We start from the raw sequence: 25804 nt of genomic DNA, 5'->3' as shown, positions 1-25804 counted from the left end.
GCGATGGCCACCAAGAAGGACCTCGTCGAGGCCTACGCGTTCAGCCGTCGTCGTCTCGTCACCGCGTTCGTCTCCGGCGCCCCCGGCGGGCGCGAGGTCGAGCCGACCCGCCCCGGCCGCACCATCGTCGGCGGCCTCGCCCTCGCCGTGCTGCTGGTGGCCGGCGCGGCCATCGCGGGCATCTTCGCCCCGCGCGACCCCGACGACTGGAACAAGCCCGGCCTGATCGTCTCCAAGGAGACCGGCGCCAACTACGTCATCCTCACCGAGAGCGAGCACCCCGTCCTGCGGCCGGTGCTCAACACCACCTCGGCGCGGCTGATGCTGGACTCCTACAGCGCCCCCAAGGTCGTCTCCCAGGACACGATCGACCAGCAGAAGATCGGTGGCGACCTCGGCATCCTCGGGGCGCCGAACACCCTGCCGACGCCGTCCCTGCTCATCGACAGCGGCTGGACCGCCTGCATCGACGACCGCACCGGGATCCGCGTCGACGTCACCCAGGACGACGTGGTCCGTCCCCTGACCGGCAGCGGCTTCGTGGTGCAGAGCAAGGGCACCTACTACGTGATCGCGGTCGGCACGGCCGACGTCGGCCAGACCGCCAGCGCCTACCGCTACGAGCTGCCGCAGGAGCCGAAGAACGCCCAGCAGAGCGACCAGGACAACCTGCTCGCCGAGCTCGGGCTCCCTCCCCGCGCCAGCGCCGCGCACGTCTCCGACGACTGGCTCGCGCTGTTCCCCGCGGGCGGCGACCTCGACTTCACGAGCTTCGAGCTGACCGGCTTCGGCGACCCCGTCTCCTACGGCAACAGCGGCAACGTGCCGCCCGGCGCGCGGATCGGTGACCTGGTCACCTACCCCCTGCCCGACGGCACCACCCAGTCCCTGCTCCTCACCGACAGCGGCCCGAGCGTGATCGCGCCGTTCCCGCTGGGGGTCTACCGCCACACCCGCACGCCGGACGGCTTCGTCACGGCGTCCTCGGACGGCAGCCGCAGCGGGCCCGGCCCCGTGGAGTTCGCCCAGGACGCGCCGCCCACGGTGACGCGCGAGGAGCCGCAGTACGCCGCCGCCCGCTGGCCCGCGGGCACGCTGGAGCCCGTCAACGGCCAGGAGTGCGCCGTGCTCACCGCCGAGTCCGGCTCGGCGCCCACGGTCCAGCTGGCCACCGATCCCACGGAGGAGGCCTCGGCCGCCGACCTGCCGCCGGGCCCGAACCCGCCCCGGGTCGACCCCGGCCGGGGTGCCTACGTGCTCTCGGGCGACTGGGACTCCGCCGACGAGGGCTCCCCGTTCGTGATCGACGCCAAGGGCACCAGCTACCAGCTCGTCGGGGCCGACGCCGCCTCCCGGCTGGGCTACGGCAGCTACCCGGTGGCGGTCGTCCCGGACAGCTGGGTCGAGCTGTTCGTGCCCGGCGTGAACCTCTCCATCGACGACGCGCTCTGCCCGCCCGCCGCCACGAAGGACCAGCCGTGCAGCTGAGCACCCTGCCGGCGCTCGCTCTCGCCGCGGTGCTCGCGGGGTCGGGGCTGGTCGCGCTGCCGGCGCCGACGTACGCCGCCGACGGCGACTACTTCCTCTGTGACGACCTCACCCTCGACGACCCACCCGGCACCGACGACAGCGACAGCGTGCCGCTGGGCCTGCTCGGCATGGACCGGGTCTACGACTACCTCGACTCCCTGGGGGAGAAGCCCGGGGCTGGGGTGGGCGTGGCCGTGCTGGACGCCGGCGTCTCGCGGCGCAGCAACCTGATGACGGTGGTCGACGGCATGTCCTTCACCTCCAAGCCGCTCGGCACGGACCCCGCCGACCCGCACGGCACCGAGGTCGCCGGCCTGATCGCGGCGGGCGCACGCCCCGGCGGCAAGCCGACGGGCATCGCACCGGGAGCCCGGATCATCGACGTCAAGGTCTTCGACGCCGACCAGCCGGACCAGTCCTCGGGCGAGGTGGGCGTCAGCACGCCGGCGCTGATCTCCGGGCTGAACTGGGTCGCGGACAACGCCCGCCGCCTCGACATCGGCGTCGCGAACGTGTCGCTCGCGGTCACCCCGGACCTCGACGGTCGGCTCGAGCGCGCCGTACGCCGCGTGGTGGCGGCCGACGTCGTGCTCGTGGCCTCGTCCGGCAACCGGCCGCGCGACGAGGCCGACGAGCTGTGGGAGGCGTTCAACAGCGACACCGGCACCGAGGTCGGGCCCGGGGAGGACGCCGCGAAGTTCGTCTGGCCGGCGGGCTACTCCGACGTGCTCGCGGTGAGCACGACGACGGCCGGCCAGGACCAGTACCCCGACCCCAAGCAGATCGTCGTGGCCAACTCCCAGACCGACGTCGCCGCGCCCTCCGCGATGTCGGTGTCCGTCGCGCTGAACGGCGGCACCTGCCGGCTGGCCGAGCCGGCCACGTCGTACTCCGCCGCCGAGGTCAGCGGGCTCGTCGCCCTGCTGCGCGCGCACTTCCCGAAGGACACCGCGGCGCAGGTGGTCGCCCGCCTCGAGCGCACCGCCGACGGCACCCTCGACGTGCCGACGACGCTGCAGGGCAAGGGCGTGGTCCAGCCGTTCGAGGCGCTCACCCGCCCCCTGCACCCGACCCGCGGCGGCGCCGTGACCACGACGGCGCAGCAGACCGAGCGGATCCGGGCGAGCGCCCCCGCTGCCGAGAAGGACGTCCTCGCCGGCACCCGCCACGACGCGGTCTGGTGGGGCCTGCTGGGCGGGGGAGTGCTGGTCCTGGCGCTGCTGCTGCGGCCCGTGCTGGCGCGCCGCCGCGACTGACCGCGCGACCGGACCGCTCTCGCGGCGGTGCCCGGGAAGCACGAAGGGCGCCGACGAGGTCGGCGCCCTGCGTGACTGGCGGAGGATAGGGGATTCGAACCCCTGAGGGCTTTCACACCCAACCCGCTTTCCAAGCGAGCGCCATAGGCCACTAGGCGAATCCTCCGCGGAGGAGCATACGGGTCACGGACCGACGAGGTGAAATCCGCCTCCGCGGACCCGCGCGGGGCCCGTCTTGGAGCCCGTCGCGTCCCTCACCTAGACTCTGCGCCAACCCCCCGTGTGGCGACATCTTGCCGAACTCCCCCAGGGCCGGAAGGCAGCAAGGGTAAGCGAGCTCTGTCGGGTGCGCGGGGGGCCTTTTCACGCCCCGACGCCTGAGCTTGCGAAGGCGTCGAGCAGGGCGGGAGGTCGAGTAGCGTCGGCGAACGGCCGAGCGCAGCGAGGCCGGTCGCGACGCGTATCGAGACCCCTTCCCCGCAGCGGAGCAGCGCGAGAGAGACGCGAACCGAGACCCCTTGCGCGCAGCGGACCAGTGCGCGAGAGACGCGAACCGAGACCCCTGGTCTCCCGGACGGCCGCCGCCGCACGGCCCGCTACCGGCTGTCGGCACGGGTCGTTAGGGTCTAGGCGTGGAGTCACCCCTCGCGTTGTACCGCCGCTACCGGCCCGAGACCTTCCAGGAGGTCATCGGTCAGGAGCACGTCACCGAGCCCCTGCGGGCGGCGCTGGCCAACAACCGGGTCAACCACGCCTACCTCTTCTCCGGCCCCCGCGGCTGCGGCAAGACCACCTCGGCCCGGATCCTCGCCCGCGCGCTCAACTGCGAGCGCGCCCCGATCGCCGACCCGTGCGGCGAGTGCGACAGCTGCCGCGACCTGGCGCGGGGCGGGCCCGGCTCGATCGACGTCATCGAGATCGATGCGGCCTCCCACGGCGGCGTCGACGACGCCCGCGACCTGCGCGAGAAGGCCTTCTTCGCCCCGGTCCGCAGCCGCTACAAGGTCTACATCATCGACGAGGCCCACATGGTCTCGACGCAGGGCTTCAACGCGCTGCTCAAGCTGGTCGAGGAGCCGCCGGAGCACCTGCGCTTCATCTTCGCCACGACCGAGCCCGACAAGGTGCTGCCGACGATCCGCTCGCGGACCCACCACTACCCGTTCCGGCTGATCCCGCCGCGGCTGCTCTCGGCGTACCTCTCCGAGCTGTGCGGCCTCGAGGGCGTCGCGATCGAGACCGCCGCCGTCCCGCTGGTCGTGCGGGCGGGTGCCGGCTCCGCGCGCGACACCCTCTCCGTGCTCGACCAGCTCCTCGGCGGCGCCGGCGAGCAGGGCGTGACCTACGCGCTCGCCACCGGCCTGCTGGGCTACACCCCCGACACACTGCTCGACGAGGTCGTCGACGCCTTCGCCGTCGGGGACGGCGCCGCGGTCTTCGGCGTCGTCGACAAGGTGATCGAGACCGGGCAGGACCCGCGCCGCTTCACCGAGGACCTCCTGCGCCGGCTGCGCGACCTGGTCATCGTCGACGCCGTCCCGGACGCCCCCGCCACCGGTCTCATCGACTGCTCCCAGGACCAGGGCGAGCGCCTGGTCGCCCAGGCCGCCCGCTTCGGCTCCGCCGAGCTCAGCCGCGCCGCCGACCTGGTCGCCACCGGGCTCACCGAGATGCGCGGCGCCACCGCCCCGCGCCTGCTGCTCGAGCTCATCTGCGCCCGGGTGCTGCTGCCCGGCGCCGACCACGCCACCGGCGGGGTGATGGCCCGCCTCGACCGCCTGGAGAAGCGCGCCGCGATCACCGGCACCCCGTCGGCCGCCGTCACCGCCGCCCCGCCGCCCCCCGCAGCCCCGGCCCAGGACCGCCCCGCCGCCACCTCGGCCCCCAGCAACGTCGAGCCCCCGCTCACCATCAACCCCGTCATCCGCCCCCTCCCCCCGACCACCCCCCCGGCCCAGCCCGAGCTGACCACCACGGACCCGAGCGGCGACCGGGAGGGCACGTGGGCGACGTCCGCGACCGCCGCGACGACGGCCACGGCGGACGCAGAGCCCCCGTCCGGGGTGGCTGGGTCTGGCGGCGAAGCGAGGAACGAGCGAGCTGGATCGCCGGACGGGGGCTCTGCGGGAGCCGTGGCCGGCGTTGCCCCGGTGGCGGACGTCGCCCCCGTGCAGCACCCGACGAACGACCCGCCCCCGCCCCCGGCCGCCGCCGGCGGTCTCACCCTCGTCGACGTCCGCCGCCTGTGGCCCGACATCGTCGAGGCGACGAAGCTCCGCCGCCGCGTCACCTGGATGCACCTCACCCAGAACTGCCAGGTCGTCGGCCTCGAGGGCCGCACCCTCACCCTGGGCTTCTCCAACACCGGCGCCCGCGACTCCTTCGACAACGGCGGCAGTGCCGAGATCGTGCGCCAGGCCGCCATCGACGTCGTCGGAGCCGACTGGCGCATCGACACGATCGTGGATCCCGGGGCCAAGGCCGACGCCGGCCACCGGCCCGTGGCACCGGCTCCGGCCGCGGCCACGCCGGACCCGTTCGCCGCCCCGCAGGACACCTCGCCGTCCGAGCCCCCCAGCTGGGCGACCGACGAGCCGGCGGCACCCGAGGCCGCGGCCACGCCGACCCCGGCCGCCGCCGAGCCCGCGACGCCCCCGCCCCCGGCGGCTCCCAAGGCCGGCCCGGAGACGATCGCCGCCGCCCGCGGCGCCATCCAGCAGACCCGCCAGGCCGGGGCCGAGGTCGCCCGCGGCCAGGATCTCGCGGCCGCCGACGCCGACGCCCACCCCGACGACCTCGACGCGGAGACCCAGGGGCTCAACGGCGCGGAGCTGCTGCGCCGCGAGCTCGGCGCCCAGGTGATCGACGAGATCCGGCACCCGTGACCGACCACCGACGACCGACCACCCCACCCCGGCACCCCGGCACCACCGAGAGGACCCACCCATGACGCAGAACAACCCCTTTGAGGCCCTCGGCGGAGGCGGCTTCGACATGAACGCCCTCCTCCAGCAGGCCCAGCAGATGCAGGAGCAGCTCCAGGACGCCCAGGCCAAGCTGACCGAGACCACGGTCCAGGGCACGGTCGCGGGCGGCGCGGTCACCGCGACCGTCAACGGGGTCGGCGAGCTCGTCGGCGTCGAGATCAAGGCCGGCGGCTTCGACGGTGCGAGCGCCGACGACCTGTCCGACCTCGGCGACATGATCGTGGCCGCCTACCGCGACGCGAAGGCCCAGGCCGACGCGCTCGCCGGTGAGGCGCTCGGACCGCTCGCCGGTGGCGGCGGTCTCCCGGGCGGCGCGCCCGGCAGCCTCGGGTTCTAGGGACCACGCGTTGTACGAAGGTGTCGTCCAGGACCTGATCGACGAGCTCGGCCGGCTGCCGGGCGTGGGTCCCAAGAGCGCGCAGCGGATCGCGTTCCACCTGCTCCAGGCCGAGCCCGCCGACGTACGCCGCCTCGCGGACGTGCTGATCGAGGTCAAGGCCAAGGTGAAGTTCTGCACCATCTGCTTCAACGTCTCCGAGGACGAGCAGTGCCGGATCTGCCGGGACCCGCGGCGGGACCCGTCGCTGCTGTGCGTCGTCGAGGAGTACAAGGACGTCGTCGCGATCGAGCGGACCCGCGAGTTCCGCGGCCGCTACCACGTGCTCGGCGGGGCGATCTCGCCGATCGACGGCATCGGTCCGGAGCAGCTGCGGATCCGCGAGCTGATGGTGCGGCTGGCCGACGGCGCGATCGTCGAGACCATCCTGGCCACCGACCCGAACCTCGAGGGCGAGGCGACCGCGACGTACCTCACCCGGATGCTCAAGCCGCTCGGCTTGCGCGTGACGCGATTGGCGAGTGGACTGCCGGTGGGTGGTGACCTCGAGTACGCCGACGAGGTCACCCTCGGCCGAGCATTCGCAGGAAGGCGATCAGCAGATGACTGACACGACACCCGAGGTCTCCGTGCCGCTGGACGGCGCCACGGAGGAGTTCGCCGCCCAGATCGCCGACCAGGTCGAGAGCTTCCTCATCGCGCTGCGGGCCGTGGCCCGCGAGGCCGACGCCGGCCGCGCCGTCTCGCTGCTGCTGCTCGAGATCAGCCAGGTGCTGCTCGCCGGCGCGCGCCTCGGGGTGCAGCGCGACTTCACCCCGCGTGCGGAGTACCAGCCCGACGTCGGCCCCGAGCCCGACATCGACGCGCTGCGCCTGCGGCTCGCCGGGATGCTCGACAACGTCGACACCTACAGCTTCGTCTTCGACCCGTACGCCCCCGAGGTGGTGGACAGCCAGCTGTCCGACGACCTCGCCAGCATCGCCACCGACCTCGAGAACGGCCTGCGCCACTACCGCCTCGGCAACGTCGAGGAGGCCCTGTGGTGGTGGCAGTTCTCGTACGTCGCCTCGTGGGGCAACCTGGCGGGCGCGGCGCTCAACGCGCTGCTGTCGGTGATCTCGCACGACCGCCTCGACGCGGACTTCACCGGCGAGGACGAGCAGTTGGCCGTGGCCGAGGAGATCCTCGAGGCTGAGATGCGCCCCGGGCCGGACGCTCCGCCCCGGTAGACTCCTCCACGGTCGCAGCGCAGCGCGGCGCAGCCCCGGGACGGGGCACGGCGGCCCGCAACGCCACCCGACGACCTCGAGGACACAGCAGTGGGCATTGTCGTGCAGAAGTACGGCGGTTCGTCCGTCGCCGACGCGGCCGGCATCAAGCGCGTGGCACAGAAGATCGTGGCGACCCGCAAGGCGGGCCACGACGTCGTCGTCGTGGTCTCGGCCATGGGCGACACGACCGACGACCTCCGCGACCTCGCCCAGCAGGTGACGCCGCTGCCGCCGCCGCGCGAGCTCGACATGCTGCTGACGGCCGGCGAGCGGATCTCCATGGCGCTCGTGGCCATGGCCATCGCGCAGCTCGGTCACAAGGCGCAGTCGTTCACCGGCTCGCAGGCCGGCGTGATCACCGACTCGGCGCACGGCAAGGCCAAGATCATCGACATCACGCCCGGCCGCATCGAGGCCGCGATCCAGGCCGGCGCGATCGCGATCGTGGCCGGCTTCCAGGGCGTCTCGCAGGACACCAAGGACATCACCACGCTCGGTCGCGGCGCCTCGGACACCACCGCGGTGGCGCTCGCCGCCGCGCTGGGCGCCGACGTGTGCGAGATCTACAGCGACGTCGACGGGGTCTTCACCGCCGACCCCCGCATCGTCCCGACCGCCCGCAAGCTCGACCGCGTCTCCACCGAGGAGATGCTCGAGATGGCCGCCTCGGGCGCCAAGATCCTGCACCTGCGCTGCGTCGAGTACGCCCGCCGCTACGACATGCCGATCCACGTGCGCTCCTCCTTCTCCCAGAAGGAGGGCACCTGGATCCTGCCCGCACCCCCGGAAGGAACCGAGATGGAGCAAGCGATCATCGCCGGCGTCGCCCACGACCGCAGCGAGGCCAAGATCACCGTGGTCGGCGTGCCGGACAAGGTCGGCGAGGCCGCCCGCATCTTCGAGGCGCTCGCCGCCTCCGAGGTCAACATCGACATGGTGGTGCAGAACGTCTCCGCCGCCGCGACGTCGCGCACCGACATCTCCTTCACGCTCCCGCGCGAGGACGGCCAGTCCGCGATGGCGGCGCTCGCCCGGATCCAGGACGAGGTCGGCTACGACAAGCTGCTCTACGACGACCAGATCGGCAAGGTGTCGCTCATCGGTGCCGGGATGCGCTCGCACCCGGGGATCACCGCGAAGTTCTTCGCCGCGCTCGCCTCGGCCGGCGTGAACATCGAGATGATCTCCACCTCCGAGATCCGGATCTCCGTGATCGTCGACGAGGCCCAGGTGGACGACGCGGTCCGCGCCACCCACACGGCCTTCGACCTCGACTCCACCGAGGTCGAGGCCGTCGTCTACGGCGGGACCGGCCGATGAGCGGCGGCGTGCGGATCGGCATCGTCGGCGCGACCGGCCAGGTCGGTGTCGCGATGCGCCAGATCCTCGAGGAGCGGGGCTTCCCCGCCGACGAGGTCCGCTTCTTCGCCTCGGCGCGCTCCGCCGGCACGGTGCTGTCGTACGCCGGTCGCGACGTGACCGTCGAGGACGCCACCACCGCGGACCCGGCCGGGCTCGACATCGCGCTCTTCTCCGCCGGGGCCACCACCTCGCGCGCCCTCGCGCCGGTCTTCGCCGCGGCCGGCGTGACCGTGGTGGACAACTCCTCGGCCTTCCGGATGGACCCCGACGTCCCGTTGGTCGTCTCCGAGGTGAACCCGGAGGCGATCGCCGAGGCCCGCAAGGGGATCATCGCCAACCCGAACTGCACGACCATGGCCGCGATGCCGGTGCTCAAGCCGCTGCACGACGCAGCCGGCCTGGTGCGGCTGGTCGCCTCGACCTACCAGGCCGTGTCCGGCTCGGGCGTGGCCGGCGTCGAGGAGCTGGCCACCCAGGTGGACGCCGCCGGCGACAAGGCGCGCGAGCTGGCCTACGACGGCGAGGCCGTCACCTTCCCGGACCCGGTGAAGTACGCCCGCACCATCGCCTACAACGTGCTGCCGATGGCCGGGTCGATCGTCGACGACGGCCTGTTCGAGACCGACGAGGAGCAGAAGCTCCGCAACGAGTCGCGCAAGATCCTCGGCATCCCCGACCTGCGCGTCTCCGGGATCTGCGTCCGGGTCCCGGTCTTCACGGGCCACTCGCTCGCGATCAACGCCGAGTTCGCCGGGCCGATGCCGGTCGCCCGGGCCCGCGAGCTGCTCGCGGGCGCCCCCGGGGTCGAGCTGTCCGAGATCCCGACGCCGCTCCAGGCGGCCGGACGCGACCCGTCGTACGTCGGCCGGCTCCGTCAGGACGAGGGCGTCGACGACGACCGCGGGCTGGCGCTGTTCATCTCCAACGACAACCTGCGCAAGGGCGCGGCGCTCAACACCGTGCAGATCGCGGAGCTGCTCGCCCGGCGCTGATCAACCTCGACGTCGCACGGACGTCCCTGCGCGAACGGACCCTCCAGCCGTCGGCTGGAGGGTCCGTTCGTGCGCGACGCGGCGGCGGCGTGCCGCTCAGTGCTCGGCGGGCTCGATGAACGCGGTGGTGACCCAGTGCGCGAGCGCGAACGTCGCCATCGCGAAGACCGGGATGACGATGACCATCCACCAGCTGAAGATCACGTCGACCAGGAAGAGCAGCACGAGGACCGCCATCAGCCCGACGGCGAGGAAGCTCGTGCTGCCGGGGTCGGAGACGCGGAAGACGCGCAGCAGCGCGCCGCCGAGCAGCACCATCGCCACCAGGATGGCGACGAGGAGGAAGAAGCCCGGCCCGCCGCACGACGACGTGCCCTTGGCGGCCTCGCAGAGCCGCAGCGAGGCGAAGGTCAGGCCGACCGTCGCCAGGCCCACGACGGCGCCGGTCAGGATCGCGGCGGGCATGCCACCGATGCTGGGCATCGAGCGGGCGGCCTTGCGCTTCGGCTCGTCGGCGACGACCGGGTCGGCGTCGTCGGACGCGTCCTGACCGGTCGGCGCCTCGGCGAGCGACGTGGCACCGCCCGACGGGGCGGCGGCCCGGGCGGGCTCGCTGCGGGGTGCGGGGGAGACCTCGTCCACGAACAGCGGCGGGGCGCTCGGCTCCGGCGGCACCATCGCGTCGACGACGGTGTCGTCCGGCGCCGTGTCGGGCGCCGTGCCGTGGGCGGCGGCAGGAGCGGGCGGGTCCTGGACGGCGGTCTCGTGGGCGACCGGCACGGGCTCGGCGACGGGCTCGGGCTCCGCGACCGGCACGACCGTGGTCTCCGCGAGCTCCGGGGCCAGCGCCGCGGGCTCGTGGGCGCTCGGGGTCTCCGGCTCGCTGACGGGCTCCGGCTCACGGACGGGCTCCGTGACCGGCTCAGGAGTGGGGTCGGCGACGGCCTCCGGGGCCGGCTCGGGCGTCGGCTCGGGGGCCGGCGGGGGCTCGGGCGTCGCGGTGTCGCTCGCGGCGTCGGCGTTCTTCCTGCGACGCTTGCGGCCGAAGCCCAGCGAGGGCAGCTCCAGCGACGGGCCGGCGTTGCCGTTCTCCTCATCTGCCATGCCGCGAGTGTGCCAGAACGGACGGTCCCGCGGAGCAACCTCCGGCGCCCCGCGGGCGTCAAGTGGGGAAGAGAAGGGGGTGCCCGATGGCGTTCACGACCACCAAGCAGACGCAGGGCAGGCCTGCGTTCGAGGAGTACGCCGCGAGCGCGTGGCCGGGGCTGTACCGCTCGTCGTACCTGCTGACCGGCAACCACGCGGACGCCGAGGACCTCGCGCAGCAGACGCTGCTGCAGGCCTTCCGGTCCTGGGACCGGGTCAGCCGGGCCGACCAGCCGGCGGCGTACGTCCGGCGCACGATGACCAACGTCTTCCTCTCCCAGCGTCGCCCGAAGAGCCGGCGCCTGGAGCTGCTGACCGACGCCCCGCCCGAGCCGCGCCCGGTGGGCGCCGGCGGCGGCCCCGAGGACCGGATGGTCCTGTGGGCGCACGTCGGCTCGCTGCCGCCGCGGCAGCGGGCGGTCGTGGTCCTCCGCTACTACGAGCAGCTCAGCGAGCGCGAGATCGCCGACGCGCTGGGCTGCTCCACCGGGACCGTGAAGTCCACCGCGCACCGAGCGCTCACCGCCCTGCGAGCCGCCATCGGCTCCGAGGCTCACGACGGAGAGGAGGCCTGAGATGACGACCGAGATCGAGGACATGCTGGTCCGCGAGCTGGACGCGGTGGCGGGAGGCATCGAGGTGCCGCCGATGCCGAGCGTGGTCACCGAGGCCGGCGAGGCGCGGACCTCCCACGTCTGGCAGCCGCTGCTGGTCGCCGCGGCCGTCGTGCTGATCGTCGGTGTGGTGGCCCTCGCACTGAGCCGCCAGGGAGACGGCGAGCCGCAGCCGGCGCCGTCCGGGCCCAGCCCGACGACCGGGTCGCCGTCGCCCGGGAGGAGCGACGCGCGCATCCCGGTGACCCCGCCGACCGTGCCCTACGTGCTCGACCAGGTGCTGTACGTCGACGGGCAGGCCGTGCCCGGCGCCTGGCAGGGCGTCCAGTCGCGCGACGGGGTCTGGCTCGCCCAGCAGTTCGACCAGTCGTGGTGGTGGGGCGGCCCCGGGGTCGAGCCCAGCCGGATCGAGGCCGAGCTCGAGCAGCCGCCGGTGCTCTCGCCGGACGGGCGCTACATCGCCTTCCTGGACCGCAACGGCGACCCCACACCGCTGACCGGCTTCACCACCGGGGCCGGCGGCGAGGGCTTCGGCGCCGCGCCGGTCGAGATTTCCCGGAGCGAGGACGGCGTGCTCCCGAGCATCCGTGCGGTGACCGACGACGGGGACGTCATCGTCCAGGGCACCCGCACGAGCATCCTGTGGCACGCGCAGGACCCGAGCCAGGCGGTCGTCGACCTCTCCGCGACCGCGGCCGACCAGGTGGTCCTCCAGGGGACGGCCGCCGGGTTGGTCGTCGTGGACGGCTCGGACGGGGCGACCGACGCGACCGGCACCGCGCCGTACCTCGCGACGGTCAGCGCGGACGGCGCCCTCACCCGCACCGGCACCCTGCCGACGTACGACGCCCTCGCGGTCAGCCCCGGGGGCAGCCGGCTGGTCCGCTCGCCGGCGGGGACGCTCGGCGGCGAGGTGGCGTCGGTCGACACCCTCCTCGCCCGGCCGGTCGCCGGCGGCGACGAGACCACGCTGGCGGCGCCGGCGGGCTGGGCCTTCGCCGTCAACACGTGGGCCTGGGAGGACGAGACCATCCTGGTGGCCGTCCTGGTGCCCTCGTCGTCGGACGGCCGGACCGCTCCCCGGATGGCGCGCTGCGACGTGGAGCTCGCGTCCTGCCGGGAGCTCCGCACCCGGGACGCGGACACCAGCACCGATCCGAGCAGCAGCGCCTCGACCGGGGCCGCGGTCGGGACCTCGTCGGCCGAGGAGGCGCTGACCGCCGTCGTCGAGGCGGTCGTCGCCGACGACCGGGCCGGCCTCGCCGACCAGGCGGTCGTCGCGGACGGCGAGTGGGCCCAGCTGGTCGACTACGCCGCCGGCGGGGGCGTCGGCGAGATCGCGCCCTGCCGCGCCAACGGGGGCGGCACCTTCGACTGCGAGATCCCCTTCGAGGCCAGCCCGTCCACGACGTACTACGCGATCGTGGAGCCGGCCGGGAACGCCTACGGCTGGCGGATCAGCTACGTCGGTGTCGGCGGCGCCTGAGTCGGCCGCGACGCAGAACACCCGGCCCCACATCGGTGGGTCCGGGTGTTCTGTGCGATGTCCGGGGAACATCACCTGGGTCGGGCTGACAGGATTTGAACCTGCGGCCTCGTCGTCCCGAACGACGCGCGCTACCAAGCTGCGCCACAGCCCGATCGTGAGCGCTGACTGACGTCCCACTCACGAGCACGGCGAGCATACCCGAGCACCGACGGCCCTCCGAAATCGGCCTCCGGCGTGGTCGCCGGCGGGGTCAGTCCGGGGCGGTCAGGGTCAGCAGGGTGGCCTCGGGCCGGCAGGCGACCCGGATCCGGGCGTAGGGGCTGGTGCCCAGGCCGGCGGACACGTGCAGCCATGCCGAGCCCGGGTCGCCGGGCAGCGAGTCGGCCGGGTGGCGGTGCAGGCCCCTGGCGCGCGCGGGCTCGAGGTCGCAGTTGGTGGTGAGCGCGCCGATCCCGGGCACGCACACCTGACCGCCGTGGGTGTGCCCGGCGATCACGGCGTCGTAGCCGTCGCCGGCGAACTGGTCGAGCACCCGGAGGTACGGCGCGTGCGCCACGCCCAGGCGCACGTCGGCGTCCGGATCCGCCGGGCCGGCGACCTCGTCGAGGCGGTCGTACTCCAGGTGCGGGTCGTCCACCCCGGCGAACGCGAACCGGGTGCCGAGCACCTCGAGGGCGCCGGTCGTGTTGGTCAGGTCCAGCCACCCCCGCCCGGTGAACTCGTCGCGCAGGTCGCGCCACGGCAGCTGCGGGGCGGTGGTGTGGCGCGTCCCGTCGTCGGGCAGCAGGTAGCGGACCGGGTTGCGCAGCGTCGGCTCGAAGTAGTCGTTGGAGCCCATCACGAACACGCCCGGCACGTCGAGCAGCGGGCCCAGGGCGTCGCGCACCACCGGGACCGAGTCGCGGTGGGCCAGGTTGTCGCCGGTGTCGATGACGAGGTCCGGCCGCAGCGTCGCCAGCCCGCGCAGCCACTCCTGCTTGCGGGTCTGACCCGGCGTCAGGTGCAGGTCCGACAGGTGCAGCACCCGCAGCGCGCGGTGCCCCCGCGGCAGCAGCGGCACGCTCACCCGCCGCAGCGTGTAGGCCCGCGCTTCGCAGACGGCGTACGTCGTCAGCCCGAGCCCCGCGAGCGTCCCCGCCCCCAGGACCGCGCCGACGGCTCGTCGGACGTCAGCGGAGGAGACCATGCGGCAAGGCTGCCACAATGGCCCGCATGAGTGCTCTCAAGGACCGTCTCCGCAGCGACCTCACCGCCAGCATGAAGGCGCGCGACGAGATCCGCTCCTCCACCCTGCGGATGGTGCTGACCGCGATCACCAACGCCGAGGTCGCCGGCAAGGAGCAGCGCGAGCTCAGCGACGACGACATCATCGGGGTGCTCTCCACCGAGGCCAAGAAGCGCCGCGAGGCCGCGACCGCCTTCGAGGACGGCGGGCGCGCCGAGATGGCCGCCAAGGAGAAGGCGGAGGCCGCCGTGATCGCGGACTACCTCCCCGAGCAGCTCTCCGCCGACGACGTCGCCGCCCTCGTCACCGCCGCCATCGAGCAGACCGGCGCGGCGGGCGAGGGCATGAAGGCCATGGGCAAGGTGATGGGGGTCGTGCAGCCGCAGGTGCGGGGCAAGGCCGACGGGGGCGCGGTGGCTGCTGAGGTGCGGAGGCAGCTCGGCTGAGCTGATCCCGGCGGGGCCGGGTCTGTTCCGACGGGGTCGGGTCGTTTCGCAGCCCTTGGTCGGCCGTGCTCGCGGGGTGGGCGCGGTGCGCCCACCCACCGCGGGCGCTTGCTCCCGGGACCGCCCGCAGTGTGCGCTGCACTGACTCTTTCCGCTGCGGGGCGGGCGGTGGGGTCGCCTTTACGCGCCCGCAGTGGGTGGGCTCCCCGCGCCCACCCGGCCAGTCACGCGCCCGCGTCCGACGGTGCGGGTGGGTGGGGGGTCCGGGGGCCGGTGGGACTTGTGCGGTGGGAGTGACCGCAGCGGACTCAGTCCCTCTCCTTCACACCCGTGATCGACCACGGACGCGCTCCACGCGGGGTGCGGGGGCGGCGCCCACCCGCCGCGGCGGCGTAAAGGCGACCCCACCGCCCGCCCTGCAACAGATCAGTCAGCGCACCGGTCTCTGCGGGCGGTCCCTGGGAGCAAGCGCCGCGGCGGGTGGGCGCGGCCCCCGCAGCCCACCGAGGAGCAGCCGGCCACGAGGAGCAACCAGCCCGCCGCGTCAGCGGCGCCCGCCACCTCCGCCGCCGCCGTTCCCGCCGCCGTTGCCGTTCCCGTTCCCGTTGCCGTTCCCGCGGCCCCCGCCGCCCCCACCACCGTTGTTCTGCGGCGGGACGTAGGGGTGGCCGGTGGAGCGGTAGATCGTGATGGAGCTGCCGCTGGCGGCGGACGAGCCCGCTGCGGGGTAGGTGTAGGCGACCGTGTCGAGGGCGGCGCTGGAGTCGCGGTAGCCGCCGTCGACGGTGGTGAAGCCGGCGTCGCCGAGCACCTGCTGGGCCTGGTCGAAGCTCATGCCCGAGGTGGTGGGCACGACGGTCTGGACGCCGGCGACGTCCTCGCCCGAGGGGGCGACGAAGTCGACGTCGTCGAGCCACTGGTTGATGACGTGCATCGCGCCGCCCCACATCGGGCCGGCGAAGCCGGAGCCGGTGGCGTCGGAGATGTAGTTGCCACCGATGGTCTGGCCGGGGAGCCGCATGGGCTGGCCGAACTCGTTGGCCCCGGCGATCATCGCCGCGGTCGCGAGCTGGGGGGTGTAGCCCATGAACCACACGGACTTGCCGTCCTGCGTCGTCCCGGTCTTCGCGGCCGACGGCACGGTCAGGTTGGTGTGGCCGAGGTCGTAGCCGAAGCCGCCGGGCTCCTGGACGCCGCGGAGGACGTCGTTGACGGCGTCAGCCGTCGACTGCGGCATCACCTGGGTGCACTGGGAGGGGTACTCCTTGATCGTGGTGCCGCCGGCGTCCTCGATCGAGGTGACCGGGCGCGCGTCGCAGTGCAGGCCGCGGCCGGCGAAGGTGGCGTACGCCTCGGCCATCTCCAGGGGGCTGACGTTGGCGACACCCAGCGTGAACGTCGGGACCCGCTCGGCGCCATTGCCGTACTTGTCGCCGGTGGGGTTCGTGAGGCGGACGCCCATCTCCTTGGCGAGGTTGAACGGGTCGCAGACCCCGGTCTCCCGCTCGAGCTGGAGGTAGAAGGTGTTCACCGACTGGCGCGTGCCCGTGTACACGTCCATGACGCCGTCGCGCGTGGAGTTGCTGATGTCGAACTCGCCCGCGAACGGCGGGTCGCCCTCGCAGTTGGCGAAGTCGGCCTGGTTGAAGGTCATCGTGTGCTGGGCGTCGAAGGTCTGCGACAGCGGGATGTCGTCGTCGATCGCGGTCGCCAGCACGAACGCCTTGAACGTCGAGCCTGCCTGGAAGCCGGCGGAGTCGCCGTACTCCTGCGGGACGACGTAGTTGAGGTAGGTCTCGCCCTTGGCCTTGTCGCGGCCCATCGGGCGCGACTGCGCGATCGCCTTCACGTCGCCGGTCTTGGGCTCGACCATGGCGAGCGCGCCGATGGCCTGGTCCTGCGGGAAGACGTGGCTGCGCACGGACGCGTCGGCGGCGTCCTGGTCGCGCAGGGAGACCGTGGTGCGGATGGTGAGGCCGCCGGAGTAGAGCAGCTTCTTGCGCTCCTCGGGGGTCTTGCCGAGCGAGCGGTCCTTCATCAGCGTGCTGAGGACGTAGTCGCAGAAGAACGGCGCCCGCGAGAAGACGCAGCCGTTCTTCGTGGCGACGACCTTGAGCCCCAGGGGCTCCTTCTTGGTCTTGTTCGCCTTGCCGGTGCGCACGACGTTCAGCTCGGCCATCCGGTCGAGGACGACGTTGCGACGCTCGAGCGCGCGGTCCGGCGAGTTGGTCGGGTCGTAGCCGGTGGGGTTCTTCACCAGGCCGGCGAGCATCGCCGACTCGCGCAGGTCGAGGTCCTTGGCGTTCTTGTCGAAGTAGTGCCGTGCCGCCGCCTGGACGCCGAACGCGCCGTCGCCGAAGTAGGCGATGTTGAGGTAGCGCTCCAGGATCCAGTCCTTGGAGTGGTTCTCCTCGAACGCGATGGCGTAGCGGAGCTCCTTGATCTTGCGGGCGTAGGTGTCGTCCGTGGCCGCCTTGCGCTCGGCCTTGGTGTCGGCCTGGCTCAGCAGGGTCAGCTTCACCATCTGCTGGGTGATCGAGGAGCCACCCTGGGTGACGCCGCCGCTGGCCTGGTTGGTGACCAGGGCGCGGAGCGTGCCCTTCAGGTCGAGGGCGCCGTGCTGGTAGAAGCGGTAGTCCTCGATCGCGACGATCGCCTTGACCATCGTCCGCGAGATCTGGGTCAGCGGGACGTTGATGCGGTTCTCGTCGTAGAGCGACGCGATGACGTTGCCGTCCGCGTCGACGATGCGGGTCTTCTGGGCCAGCGGCTGGGTCTCCAGCGCGGCCGGCAGGCTGTCCATCGTGCGCGCGACGTTGCGGGCGCCGATGCCGAGCACCCCGGCGAAGGGGATCGCGAGGCCGGCGACCACCACGCCCATGACGGCGGCGACGGCCAGCATCACGCCCAGGTGGGAGGCCACGCGGCCGATCGGGAGACGGTCGTTGCGCGGGACGGACATGGTCCCCAGCGTACGTGAGCGCCCGAACACCTGCTAAAAGGCGCAAACCACCCGCAGGGAGCGCCTGGGAGTGGGATGATCACCGGCACTAGTCATTTCGGACTACTCAAGGTGGGTCGAACAGGTCTGTCCAGACCGGCCTTGCATTCTTTACCTTCTTTACCTGAGGGGATTTTCCCGGGTAGGCGTCATGGGGACGCTGCCTATCTCGGACGATGTGGGGACATCAACATGTGGGTAGAAGATTGGACGCCGGCCGCTGCGTGCCGTCAGGCGCAGCCGGACCAGCTCTTCGTGCGAGGCGCGGAGCAGAACAAGGCCAAGCAGCTGTGCGCCGGTTGCCCGGTGCGTACCGAGTGCCTCGCCGAGGCCCTCGACAACCAGATCGAGTGGGGCGTCTGGGGTGGCATGACCGAGCGTGAGCGCCGGGCGCTGCTGCGCCGTCGGCCCACCGCCTCGTGGCGCAACGTGCTGGAGACCGCACGCGACGCCAAGGTCGACACCACGTCGACCGTCAACGCCTGAGGCTCCTCAGGCTCCGGCGAGCAGCTCGCCGACCCGGCGCAGGCCCTCGAGGTCGTGCACGTCGCCGGCCAGCGCCCGCACGACCGCGGTCGGCACCTCCGGGTGCGCCGCGGCGAACCGCTCGCGCAGCAGCGCCTCCCGCTCGACCATCCGGGTCTGGTCGGCGTGCAGCCGCAGCAGGCCGCCCGTCAGCGAGCCCGCGTCACTCTTGCGCAACCGGGTCGCGGCGGCCATCGCCTCGTCGGCCGAGATCGAGCCCTGCGGGGCCGGGCTGGCGCGGTTCACGACCAGGCCGGCGAGCGGCATCCGGTCCTCGCTGAGGCGCTCGACGAAGTACGCCGCCTCGCGCAGCGCGTCGGGCTCGGGCGCCGCGACGACCAGGAAGGCGGTCTCGTCGGCCTGCAGCAGCGCGAAGGTCTTCTGCGCCCGCTGGCGGAAGCCGCCGAAGAGCGTGTCGAAGGCCGCGACGAAGGTCTGCATGTCGCGCAGCACCTGCGCGCCCAGGATCTTGGTCAGGGCGTTGGTGATCAGCCCCAGCCCGGCCGTCATCAGCTTCGCCGGGCCGCGCGCCGGTGCGAGCAGCAACCGGATGAACTTGCCGTCGAGGAAGCTCGAGAGCCGCTCCGGCGCGTCCAGGAAGTCGAGCGCGGAGCGCGACGGCGGGGTGTCGACGACGATCAGGTCGTAGGTGCCGTCGCGCTGGGCGTCGGCGTGGATCTGGCCGAGCTTCTCCATCGCCATGTACTCCTGCGTGCCCGCGAACGAGCTCGACAGGGCGACGTAGAAGGGGTTCTCGAGGATCTGGCGGGCCTTCTCCGGGGTGGCCTGGCTCTCGACCACCTCGTCGAAGGTGCGCTTCATGTCCAGCATCATCGCGTCGAGGCTGCCGCCCGCGGAGGTGTCGGCGCCGACGACCGGACGCGGGGTGTTGTCGAGGGCCTCGATGCCCATCGACTGCGCGAGCCGGCGGGCCGGGTCGATGGTGAGAACGACCACCTTGCGGCCGCGCTCCGCGGCGCGGAGCGCCAGCGCGGCGGACGTCGTGGTCTTGCCGACGCCGCCGGAGCCGCAGCACACGATGATGCCGGTGCCCGGGTCGTCGAGCAGGGCGTCGACGTCGAGACCGGGGGCGGGGCTGTCGGTGGACGCGAGCGGGCCCACCCGGCCACGGGACCTCGTCATGAGGAGAGTCCTTGCTGCTTGAGGGCGGCGGCGAGCTCGTAGAGCGCGCCCAGGTCGACCCCGCCCGCGAGGCGGGGCAGCTCGTACGACGGCACGCCGAGCCCGGCGACCAGCCGGCGCTGGGCGTCCTCGAGCGTGCGGCGCTCCGCGTGGTCGCGGGCCTCCGCCAGCAGCCCGTCGACGAGGCCGTTGCCGTCGTCGACACCGGCCGCCTGCAGGTCGGCCTGCACGGCCGCGCGGTCCAGGGTGCCGGCGCCGGCTGCCGCGAGGTCGTCGGCGTCGAGGTCGCGGGGGCGGACGAGGTTCACGACCACGCCGCCCACGGGCAGCTGGTTGCGCCGCAGGTCCTCGATGCCGTCGGCGGTCTCCTGCACCGGCATCTCCTCGAGGACCGTGACCAGGTGGACCGCGGTGCGCGGGGAGCGGAACAGCGTCATCACGTGGTCGGCCTGGCTCTTGATCGGGCCGACCTTGGCCAGCCCGGCGAGCTCCTTGTTCACGTTGAGGAACTGCGTGATCCGGCCGGTCGGCGGCGCGTCGAGCACGATGGCGTCGTACCGGATCGCGTTCTTGTTCCGGCTGTTGCGCTCGGCGGCCTCGAAGACCTTGCCGGTCAGCAGCACGTCGCGGACGCCGGGGGCGATGGTGGTGGCGAACTCGATGACGCCGAAGCGGTCCAGGGCCCGGCCGGCGCGGCCGAGCTTGTAGTACATGGAGAGGTACTCCAGCAGCGCCGACTCCGGGTCGATGTGCAGCGCGTGCACGACGCCGGGGGAGCCGTCAGGCCCGCGCAGGCCGGTCGCGATCCTTCGCTCCTCGTAGGGCAGCGGGTCGACGTCGAACATCCGGGCGATGCCCTGGCGGCCCTCGACCTCGCAGAGCAGCACGTTCTTCCCGTGCGACGCGAGCGCCAGCGCGAGCGCGGCGGCCACCGTGGACTTGCCGGTGCCGCCCTTGCCGGTGACGACGTGGAGCCGGACGCCCGGCCAGTCGGGGGTGGGGTCGGACTGCTTCCTGGGCACGTCACGAACCTAGTCCGTGGTCGGCCCCGACCGGGGCCCGTGTGCTGCGGATCATGTCGCGCCCACCCATCGGGGTGGCGCCGGTGTGGGGCGCCCGACCATGCCGGAGTGACGTGCGTCATGACTAGGATCGCCGGGTCGGCCGGGGCAGCCCGGGCCGGACCAACGGCCCGCGTGCGGGCGAGGGAGGAACCAGGCGTGGACAAGGTCGTGGCGAGTGCGGCGGAAGCGGTGGCGGACATCGGGGACGGCGCGTCGTTGTCGGTCGGTGGGTTCGGGTTGTGCGGGATCCCCTCGGTGCTGATCGAGGCGGTCCTGGCGGGCGGTGCCACCGACCTGGAGGCGTTCTCGAACAACTGCGGTGTCGACGACTGGGGCCTGGGGTTGTTGTTGGCGCAGCGGCGGATCCGGCGGATGGTGTCGTCGTACGTCGGGGAGAACAAGGAGTTCGCGCGGCAGTACCTCGCCGGTGAGCTCGAGGTCGAGCTGACGCCGCAGGGCACGCTGGCCGAGCGGATGCGGGCGGGTGGCACGGGGATCGCGGCGTTCTTCACCGCGACCGGGGTCGGCACGCAGGTCGCGGACGGTGGGCTGCCGTGGAAGTACGACGACTCGGGCAACGTCGAGGTCGCCTCGCCGGCCAAGCAGACGCAGACGTTCGAGACGGCCGAGGGGCCGAAGGAGTTCGTGCTGGAGCACGCGCTGGTGGCGGACTTCGGTCTGGTGCGGGCGTGGAAGGGCGACCGGCACGGCAACCTCGTCTACCGGGAGTCGGCGGGCAACTTCAACAACCTGGCCGCGATGTGCGGGCGGGTCACGATCGCGGAGGTCGAGGAGCTGGTCGAGCCCGGTGAGATCCCTCCGTCGCAGGTCCACACCCCGGGGGTGTTCGTGCACCGGGTCGTGGCGCTGACCCCGGAGCAGGCCGCGGACAAGCGGATCGAGAAGCGGACCGTGTCACCGAGTGTGAAGGAGGCCGGCGCATGAGCTGGACGCGTGAGGAGATGGCTGCGCGGGCGGCCTCGGAGCTGGCGGACGGGTCGTACGTCAACCTGGGCATCGGGTTGCCGACGCTGGTGCCGAACTACGTGGCTGATGATGTGGAGCTGGTGCTGCAGTCGGAGAACGGCGTGCTGGGCACGGGGGCCTACCCGTCGGAGGATGCGGTGGACGCTGACCTGATCAATGCCGGCAAGGAGACCGTGACGCTGCGCCCGGGTGCGAGCATCTTCGACTCGGCGACGTCGTTCGGGATGATCCGCGGCGGGAAGATCGACGCCGCGATCCTGGGCGCGATGCAGGTCAGCAGGGACGGTGACATCGCGAACTGGATGATCCCGGGGAAGATGGTCAAGGGCATGGGCGGGGCGATGGACCTCGTGAACGGTGCCAAGCGGGTGATCGTGCTGATGGAGCACGTCGCGAAGGACGGGTCCTACAAGATCGTCGAGGAGTGCTCGTTGCCCTACACGGGTCGTGGGTGCGTCCAGCGGATCATCACCGACCTGTGCGTCCTCGACGTGCTCCCGGACGGTGGTGGGCTGAAGCTCGTCGAGCTCGCGCCCGGCGTGAGCGAGGACGAGGTCCGCGAGAAGACCGAGCCCGCGATCAGCTGACGACGCGGGTGCGGGCCGCGGTCACGGTGCCGAGCGCGCCGATGGCCACGGCCAGCACCAGCACCGAGAGGAACGGGTCGAGCCCGACCCGCGGCGCCGCGGCGAACACCACGCCCGAGACCGACAGGGCCAGCGCGGCGCCGAGCGAGTCCGCGATCGTGAGCGCCGAGGAGTTGGCGCCCCGGTCGCGGTCGGTCGACGCGTCCAGCATCGCCACGCTGGTGCGCGGGTAGCCGAAGCCCATGCCGGCGCCGCCGAGGACGTACGCCGCCGCGGCCAGCGCCGGGTGCGCGTGCGTCCAGACGACCACGACGACGCCCACCGAGCCGAGCACCACCAGGGCGGTGCCGAGCCGCATGGCGGTCGCGTGGGACACCCGGGCGCCGAGGCGGGCCTGGGTCTGGCTGGCCGCGGCCCAGGTGATGCCGACGAACGTGAGCGCGAGCCCGGCGTGCCCGGGCGTCAGCCCCCAGCGCTCCTGGAGCACGAAGACGATGTAGGCCTCGACGCAGAAGAAGCCGGCGCTCATCAGGCCGCGGGTGCCGATCACCGCGGGCAGGCCGCGACGGCCCACCAGCGTGCCGGGCGGGAGCAGCCGGCGCAGCGCCAGCACGACCAGGACGAACGCGAGCGCGGCGAGCAGGGCGGCCGCGCCGGTGGAGGAGCCGAGCAGCTCGAGCGCCAGCACCGCGCCGGCGCCCACGACCGCCCAGACCAGGCGGTTCAGCTGCGAGGGTCCGGCGCCGTCGGTGGCGGTGGTGGCGTCGGCGCCGTCGGCGGCGATGGCGTCGGCCGCGTGCCGCTCGCGCAACGAGCGCAGCGCCGGGGCGATCAGCAGCCCCGCCACCACCACGAGCGCGACGGTCCCGAGGAAGACCCAGCGCCAGCCGAACGCGTCGGCCACCACCGCGGCCAGGCCGGGGCCGAAGAGCGCGGGCAGGACCCAGGCGGCGGCGAAGCTGGCGAACACGGCCGGCTGCAGCCGCGCCGGGAAGACGAGCCCCACGACGACGTACAGCCCGACCGTCAGGGCGCCGCCGCCGAGGCCCTGGAGCACCCGGCCGGCGACCAGCACCTCCATCGACGGGGCGGTGCCGCAGACCAGCAGGCCGAGCGAGAACAGCGCCAGCGCGACGACCAGCGGGAGCGCCGGGCCGCGCCGGTCGCTCCACAGGCCGGCGGCGACCATGCCGACGACGCCGCTCGCGAGCGGGGCGGCGAAGCTCAGCGCGTAGAGCGCGACCCCGTCGAGCTCGGCCGCGACGCTCGGCATCACCGTCGTGACCGCCATCGCCTCGAACGCCACGAAGGCGATGAGGGAGAACGTGCCGATCGTCGTGGCGGCGTACGCCGGCGCCAGCAGGCGGCTGTCCGCCCGGTCGGGGCGGGTGGGCGTCAGGGTCACGTCACCGACGGTAGGACTTCAACCCGACTTGAGGTCAATTCGGGGAGACGGCGTCCGCTGCAGCGTCGCTGCCGGCGGGAGGCCGGGGCTGGGTAGAGTCCCGGGCATGACCAAGTGGGAGTACCTGACAGCGCCGATCCTCACGCACGCGGCGAAGCAGATCCTGGACAACTTCGGGGCCGACGGCTGGGAGCTGGTGCAGGTCGCTCCGGGGATGAACCCGGAGAACCTCGTGGGCTACTTCAAGCGCCCGCTGGAGGCCTGAGATGACGAGTCCCGAGGAGCGCCTGGCCGAGCTCGGCCTGTCCGTGCCCGAGGTGGCCAAGCCCGTGGCGGCGTACGTCCCCGCGGTGCGGACCGGCAACTACGTCTTCACCTCGGGACAGCTGCCGATGCGCTCGGGCGAGCTGATGGTGACCGGCAAGGTCGGGGGCGAGGTCACCCAGGAGGAGGCCATCGCCTGCGCGCAGCAGTGCGCGCTCAACGCGATCGCCGCCGTCAAGGCCGAGATCGGCGACCTGTCGCTGGTGAAGCGGATCGTCAAGGTCGTCGCCTTCGTCGCCTCGACGCCGGACTTCACCGGCCAGCCGCTGGTCGCGAACGGCGCCTCGGAGCTGTTCGGCAGCGTCTTCGGCGAGGCCGGCGTGCACGCGCGGTCCGCCGTCGGCGTCCCGGTGCTCCCGCTCGACGCGCCCGTCGAGGTCGAGATCATGGTCGAGGTCTGAGTCGGTGCGCATCCCGCTGCCGCCGGTGCCGTTGCCCGAGGGGCTCGTCGAGGTGGCGAGGGAGTTCGCGGACGGCACCCGCGCGGCGGCCGAGCCGCGCAACGCCGCCACGGTGATCCTGATGCGCCCGTCCCCGGACGGGCCCGAGGTCTACTACATGCGGCGGCAGGTCTCGATGGACTTCGCGGGCGGGATGTACGTCTTCCCCGGCGGCGGGGTCGACCCGCGCGACTTTGACACCACCGTCGGGTGGGCCGGGCCGTCCCCGGTCGACTGGGCCGCCCGGCTCGGGTGCGACGAGGAGACCGCGCGGGCGCTGGTCTGCGCGGCCGTGCGGGAGACGTTCGAGGAGTCCGGGGTGCTGCTCGCCGGCACGTCGGAGACCTCGGTCGTCGCCGACACGACGCCGGACGACTGGGAGGCCGACCGGGTCGCCCTCGAGTCGCGTGAGCTGTCGATGACCGACTTCCTCAACCGGCGCGGCCTGGTGCTGCGCACGGACCTGCTCGGCGTCTGGGACGCCTGGCTGACGCCGGTCTTCGAGCCCAAGAGGTACCGCACCTGGTTCTTCGCGGCGGCCCTGCCCGCCGGGCAGGTCACCCGCGACGTCTCGTCCGAGTCCTCCTCGGTCACCTGGCTGCCGGCGCGCGCGGCCGCCGACCGGGCCGACGCCGGTGAGCTGGCGATGATGCCCCCGACGTACCTCACCTCGATGGAGATCGGCACGCACGCCGGCCCCGAGGAGGTGCTCGAGGTGGCGCGCTCGCGCTCGGTGGAGATGTTCACGCCGTCGGTCGAGCCGCTCGGCGACGCGTGGACGCTGTCGATGCCCGACCGGTTGCGGCCGCTGGTGGCCGAGCGGCGCGCATGAGCTGGGCCGGCGGGACCTTCGGCGAGCGCGGCCGGTGCGTGCTCGCCCCGAACGCCGACCTGATGACGCTCGACGGCACCAACACCTGGGTGCTCCGCGAGCCGGGCGCCCGGCGCTCGGTCGTCGTCGACCCGGGGCCGTCGATCCTGGCGCACCTGGACGCGGTGGCCGAGGCCGCCGGCGACGTCGGCGTCGTGCTGCTGACCCACCACCACCACGACCACGCCGAGGCAGCGCGCGAGTTCGCGGAGCGGGTCGGGTGCGGCGTGCGCGCCCTGGACCCGGCGTACCGCCTCGGCTCGGAGGGCCTCGGCGACGGCGACGTCGTGGAGGTCGACGGGCTCGAGGTGCGGGTCGTCGCGACGCCCGGCCACACCGCCGACTCGCTGTCCTTCCACCTGCCCGGCGACGGCGTCGTCCTCACCGGCGACACCGTGCTGGGGCGCGGCACCACGGTCGTGGCACACCCGGACGGCCGGCTCGGCGCCTACCTCGACTCGCTGGACCGGCTGCACGCGCTCGCCTCCGAGCACGAGCTCGCCGGCATCTGGCCCGGGCACGGCCCGGTCATCGACGACGCCCTGGGCGCCCTGGACTTCTACGTCGCGCACCGCCGCCAGCGGCTCGAGCAGGTCGAGGCGGCCGTCGCCACCCTGCGCGACGAACCGCACCCCGAGGGCTTCGCCGCCGAGGCCCTGCCGCGCGCGGTCGTCGAGATCGTGTACGCCGACGTCGACCCGGTCCTGTGGGGTGCCGCTGAGCTCTCCGTCCGCGCCCAGCTGGCCTACCTGGCGGAGCGGGGCGCGGGTCCGCTGTAACGCGGTGTCCACGTCCCGGAGGG

Annotated in this window: 24 protein-coding genes, 2 tRNA genes and 1 other RNA gene; 19 read left to right on the top strand and 8 right to left on the bottom strand. The window is 73.2% G+C overall.

Translation table 11 applies throughout. The annotated features are described in order from the left end of the window. Positions 1–3: 3 nt before the first annotated feature. Entirely contained in the window at positions 4–1488 is a 1485-nt protein-coding gene (eccB, locus tag H5V45_RS10110) for a type VII secretion protein EccB (RefSeq protein ID WP_185252812.1), read from the top strand. Further along, positions 1479–2786: a S8 family serine peptidase gene (locus H5V45_RS10105; RefSeq protein ID WP_185252811.1), complete on the top strand. Its 1308-nt coding sequence runs from the start codon at positions 1479–1481 to the stop codon at positions 2784–2786. Before eccB ends, H5V45_RS10105 begins: the two co-directional genes overlap by 10 nt. Positions 2787–2862: 76 nt before the next feature. Here H5V45_RS10105 and H5V45_RS10100 read toward each other — a convergent pair. Then, positions 2863–2952, bottom strand: a tRNA-Ser gene (locus H5V45_RS10100). Positions 2953–3058: 106 nt separating this feature from the next. Here H5V45_RS10100 and ffs point away from each other — a divergent pair. The 7 genes from ffs (at position 3059) to H5V45_RS10065 (ending at position 9735) form a co-directional block, all read left to right on the top strand. After that, positions 3059–3149: signal recognition particle sRNA small type (gene ffs / locus H5V45_RS10095), an RNA gene on the top strand. A 269-nt stretch (positions 3150–3418) separates the two neighbouring features. Further along, entirely contained in the window at positions 3419–5671 is a 2253-nt protein-coding gene (locus H5V45_RS10090; protein ID WP_185252810.1) for a DNA polymerase III subunit gamma and tau, read from the top strand. A 61-nt stretch (positions 5672–5732) separates the two neighbouring features. Continuing rightward, positions 5733–6110 carry a YbaB/EbfC family nucleoid-associated protein gene (locus H5V45_RS10085; RefSeq protein ID WP_185252809.1) on the top strand — a complete coding sequence of 126 codons (378 nt, stop codon included), beginning with the start codon at positions 5733–5735 and terminating at the stop codon, positions 6108–6110. A gap of 10 nt (positions 6111–6120) precedes the next feature. Continuing rightward, positions 6121–6720, top strand: a complete 600-nt coding sequence (gene recR / locus H5V45_RS10080; protein ID WP_185252808.1) for a recombination mediator RecR — start codon at positions 6121–6123, stop codon at positions 6718–6720. Beyond that, positions 6713–7339 carry a DUF5063 domain-containing protein gene (locus H5V45_RS10075; protein ID WP_185252807.1) on the top strand — a complete coding sequence of 209 codons (627 nt, stop codon included), beginning with the start codon at positions 6713–6715 and terminating at the stop codon, positions 7337–7339. The genes recR and H5V45_RS10075 overlap by 8 nt, the downstream gene beginning before the upstream one ends. Before the next feature lie 90 nt (positions 7340–7429). Then, positions 7430–8701 carry an aspartate kinase gene (locus H5V45_RS10070; protein ID WP_185252806.1) on the top strand — a complete coding sequence of 424 codons (1272 nt, stop codon included), beginning with the start codon at positions 7430–7432 and terminating at the stop codon, positions 8699–8701. After that, complete coding sequence (locus tag H5V45_RS10065; protein ID WP_185252805.1) at positions 8698–9735, top strand: aspartate-semialdehyde dehydrogenase; 1038 nt, start codon at positions 8698–8700, stop codon at positions 9733–9735. The genes H5V45_RS10070 and H5V45_RS10065 overlap by 4 nt, the downstream gene beginning before the upstream one ends. 96 nt (positions 9736–9831) lie before the next feature. Here H5V45_RS10065 and H5V45_RS10060 read toward each other — a convergent pair whose 3' ends face one another. Next, complete coding sequence (locus tag H5V45_RS10060; RefSeq protein ID WP_185252804.1) at positions 9832–10839, bottom strand: hypothetical protein; 1008 nt, start codon at positions 10837–10839, stop codon at positions 9832–9834. Between the two features lie 86 nt (positions 10840–10925). On the opposite strand from H5V45_RS10060, the gene H5V45_RS10055 reads away from it, so the two are divergent. Together H5V45_RS10055 and H5V45_RS10050 are read left to right on the top strand one after the other, a co-directional pair. Next, positions 10926–11456: a SigE family RNA polymerase sigma factor gene (locus H5V45_RS10055; RefSeq protein WP_185252803.1), complete on the top strand. Its 531-nt coding sequence runs from the start codon at positions 10926–10928 to the stop codon at positions 11454–11456. A 1-nt stretch (position 11457) separates the two neighbouring features. Beyond that, positions 11458–12981 carry a hypothetical protein gene (locus tag H5V45_RS10050; protein WP_185252802.1) on the top strand — a complete coding sequence of 508 codons (1524 nt, stop codon included), beginning with the start codon at positions 11458–11460 and terminating at the stop codon, positions 12979–12981. A gap of 80 nt (positions 12982–13061) precedes the next feature. Here H5V45_RS10050 and H5V45_RS10045 read toward each other — a convergent pair. After that, positions 13062–13135 (bottom strand) — tRNA-Pro (locus H5V45_RS10045). Positions 13136–13234: 99 nt separating this feature from the next. Then, on the bottom strand, positions 13235–14170 hold the full coding sequence (locus H5V45_RS10040) for a metallophosphoesterase (RefSeq protein ID WP_185252801.1): 936 nt from the start codon (positions 14168–14170) through the stop codon (positions 13235–13237). Positions 14171–14196: 26 nt separating this feature from the next. On the opposite strand from H5V45_RS10040, the gene H5V45_RS10035 reads away from it, so the two are divergent. Continuing rightward, a complete protein-coding gene (locus H5V45_RS10035) occupies positions 14197–14655 on the top strand; it encodes a GatB/YqeY domain-containing protein (protein WP_185252800.1) in 459 nt (152 codons plus the stop codon). A gap of 544 nt (positions 14656–15199) precedes the next feature. On the opposite strand, the gene H5V45_RS10030 is transcribed toward H5V45_RS10035, so the two are convergent. Then, positions 15200–17617 (bottom strand): penicillin-binding protein, encoded by a 2418-nt coding sequence (locus H5V45_RS10030; protein WP_185252799.1) that lies wholly within the window; start codon positions 17615–17617, stop codon positions 15200–15202. 231 nt (positions 17618–17848) lie between these two features. On the opposite strand from H5V45_RS10030, the gene H5V45_RS10025 reads away from it, so the two are divergent. Then, complete coding sequence (locus H5V45_RS10025) at positions 17849–18142, top strand: WhiB family transcriptional regulator (RefSeq protein WP_185252798.1); 294 nt, start codon at positions 17849–17851, stop codon at positions 18140–18142. 6 nt (positions 18143–18148) lie between these two features. Here the strand turns inward: H5V45_RS10025 and bagB are convergent, their stop codons facing one another. Together bagB and bagA are read right to left on the bottom strand one after the other, a co-directional pair. Further along, on the bottom strand, positions 18149–19324 hold the full coding sequence (gene bagB / locus H5V45_RS10020) for an ArsA family ATPase (protein ID WP_185252797.1): 1176 nt from the start codon (positions 19322–19324) through the stop codon (positions 18149–18151). Further along, entirely contained in the window at positions 19321–20346 is a 1026-nt protein-coding gene (gene bagA / locus H5V45_RS10015; RefSeq protein ID WP_185252796.1) for an ATPase BagA, read from the bottom strand. The genes bagB and bagA overlap by 4 nt, the downstream gene beginning before the upstream one ends. Before the next feature lie 198 nt (positions 20347–20544). Between bagA and H5V45_RS10010 the strand changes: the two genes are divergently transcribed. Both H5V45_RS10010 and H5V45_RS10005 read left to right on the top strand, forming a co-directional pair. Next, complete coding sequence (locus H5V45_RS10010; protein WP_185252795.1) at positions 20545–21333, top strand: 3-oxoacid CoA-transferase subunit A; 789 nt, start codon at positions 20545–20547, stop codon at positions 21331–21333. Beyond that, the gene (locus H5V45_RS10005; protein ID WP_185252794.1) at positions 21330–21962 is read left to right on the top strand and encodes a 3-oxoacid CoA-transferase subunit B; all 633 of its coding nucleotides are present in this window, start codon (positions 21330–21332) and stop codon (positions 21960–21962) included. The genes H5V45_RS10010 and H5V45_RS10005 overlap by 4 nt, the downstream gene beginning before the upstream one ends. On the opposite strand, the gene H5V45_RS10000 is transcribed toward H5V45_RS10005, so the two are convergent. Next, positions 21955–23367 carry an MFS transporter gene (locus H5V45_RS10000; protein WP_185252793.1) on the bottom strand — a complete coding sequence of 471 codons (1413 nt, stop codon included), beginning with the start codon at positions 23365–23367 and terminating at the stop codon, positions 21955–21957. The two genes, H5V45_RS10005 and H5V45_RS10000, sit on opposite strands and share 8 nt — an antisense overlap. A gap of 106 nt (positions 23368–23473) precedes the next feature. Between H5V45_RS10000 and sp36 the strand changes: the two genes are divergently transcribed. From sp36 to H5V45_RS09980, 4 genes are read left to right on the top strand one after another with little or no spacing between them, the layout of a single operon-like run. Continuing rightward, entirely contained in the window at positions 23474–23632 is a 159-nt protein-coding gene (gene sp36 / locus H5V45_RS09995; RefSeq protein ID WP_185252792.1) for a Sp36 family protein, read from the top strand. A 1-nt stretch (position 23633) separates the two neighbouring features. Next, positions 23634–24092 carry a RidA family protein gene (locus H5V45_RS09990; RefSeq protein WP_185252791.1) on the top strand — a complete coding sequence of 153 codons (459 nt, stop codon included), beginning with the start codon at positions 23634–23636 and terminating at the stop codon, positions 24090–24092. Positions 24093–24096: 4 nt separating this feature from the next. After that, entirely contained in the window at positions 24097–24963 is an 867-nt protein-coding gene (locus tag H5V45_RS09985) for an NUDIX hydrolase (RefSeq protein WP_185252790.1), read from the top strand. Next, positions 24960–25781, top strand: coding sequence for an MBL fold metallo-hydrolase (locus H5V45_RS09980; RefSeq protein WP_185252789.1), 822 nt, complete (start codon positions 24960–24962; stop codon positions 25779–25781). The genes H5V45_RS09985 and H5V45_RS09980 overlap by 4 nt, the downstream gene beginning before the upstream one ends. Positions 25782–25804 lie beyond the last annotated feature (23 nt).

It is taken from the genome of Nocardioides luti (assembly GCF_014212315.1).
Classification (GTDB): Bacteria; Actinomycetota; Actinomycetes; order Propionibacteriales; family Nocardioidaceae; genus Nocardioides; species Nocardioides luti.
The sequence above is the reverse complement of the archived record's forward strand: the minus strand, read 5'-3'. Positions and strand labels throughout refer to the sequence as shown.